The organism is Paenibacillus tyrphae, assembly GCF_027925525.1.
Lineage (GTDB): Bacteria > Bacillota > Bacilli > Paenibacillales > NBRC-103111 > Paenibacillus_G > Paenibacillus_G tyrfis_B.
The window spans coordinates 1-1651 of sequence record NZ_BSDJ01000074.1; the positions used below are offsets into that span (position 1 = coordinate 1).

Sequence of the window (1651 nt, forward strand, 5' to 3'; positions counted from 1 at the left end):
CTTCCACCCCGAACCTATCAACCTCGTCGTCTACAAGGGGTCTTACATACTGGGAAATCTCATCTTGAGGGGGGCTTCACGCTTAGATGCTTTCAGCGCTTATCCCTTCCGTACTTGGCTATCCAGCCGTGCTCCTGGCGGAACAACTGGTACACCAGCGGTACGTCCATCCCGGTCCTCTCGTACTAAGGACAGCTCCTCTCAAATTTCCTACGCCCGCGACAGATAGGGACCGAACTGTCTCACGACGTTCTGAACCCAGCTCGCGTACCGCTTTAATGGGCGAACAGCCCAACCCTTGGGACCTACTTCAGCCCCAGGATGCGATGAGCCGACATCGAGGTGCCAAACCTCCCCGTCGATGTGGACTCTTGGGGGAGATAAGCCTGTTATCCCCAGGGTAGCTTTTATCCGTTGAGCGATGGCCCTTCCATTCGGTACCACCGGATCACTAAGCCCGACTTTCGTCCCTGCTCGACCTGTTTGTCTCGCAGTCAAGCTCCCTTATGCCTTTGCACTCTTCGAATGATTTCCAACCATTCTGAGGGAACCTTGGGGCGCCTCCGTTACACTTTAGGAGGCGACCGCCCCAGTCAAACTGCCCACCTGACACTGTCCTCGTACCGGATCACGGTACCAAGTTAGAACTCCGATACGATCAGGGTGGTATCCCAACGTCGCCTCCACACAAGCTGGCGCTCATGCTTCTTAGGCTCCCACCTATCCTGTACAGATCGTACCAAAGTCCAATATCAAGCTGCAGTAAAGCTCCATGGGGTCTTTCCGTCTTGTCGCGGGTAACCTGCATCTTCACAGGTATTAAAATTTCACCGGATCTCTCGTTGAGACAGCGCCCAAGTCGTTACGCCATTCGTGCGGGTCAGAATTTACCTGACAAGGAATTTCGCTACCTTAGGACCGTTATAGTTACGGCCGCCGTTTACTGGGGCTTCGGTTCACAGCTTCGGATTGCTCCTAACCGCTCCCCTTAACCTTCCAGCACCGGGCAGGCGTCAGCCCGTATACTTCGCCTTGCGGCTTCGCACAGACCTGTGTTTTTGCTAAACAGTCGCTTGGGCCTTTTCACTGCGGCCCCCTCGGGCTATTCACCCTACCGAGGCACCCCTTCTCCCGAAGTTACGGGGTCATTTTGCCGAGTTCCTTAACGAGAGTTCTTCCGCGCGCCTTAGCATGCTCTGCTCGCCTACCTGTGTCGGTTTGCGGTACGGGCACCTTCTCCCTGGCTAGAGGCTTTTCTTGGCAGCTTGAACTCATGACCTTCGGTACTGTAATTTTCCCTCCCCATCACAGCCCAGCCTTAACGGTATGCGGATTTGCCTGCATACCAGCCTCACTGCTTGGACGAGCATCCATCAGCTCGCGTCACTATCCTTCTGCGTCACCCCATCGCTCATAACGGTTCACGGTGGTACAGGAATTTCAACCTGTTGTCCTTCGACTACGCCTTTCGGCCTCGCCTTAGGTCCCGACTTACCCTGAGCGGACGAACCTTCCTCAGGAACCCTTAGGCTTACGGCGGATCAGATTCTCACTGATCTTTTCGTTACTCATACCGGCATTCTCACTTGTATGCAGTCCACCAGTCCTCACGATCCAGCTTCTACCCGCATACAACGCTCCCCTACTGCCC

General features: G+C 55.0%; 1 rRNA gene. It reads right to left on the minus strand.

Annotated features, from left to right (window positions below):
• Positions 1 to 1651, minus strand: a 23S ribosomal RNA gene (locus QMG93_RS34880); the annotation flags it as partial.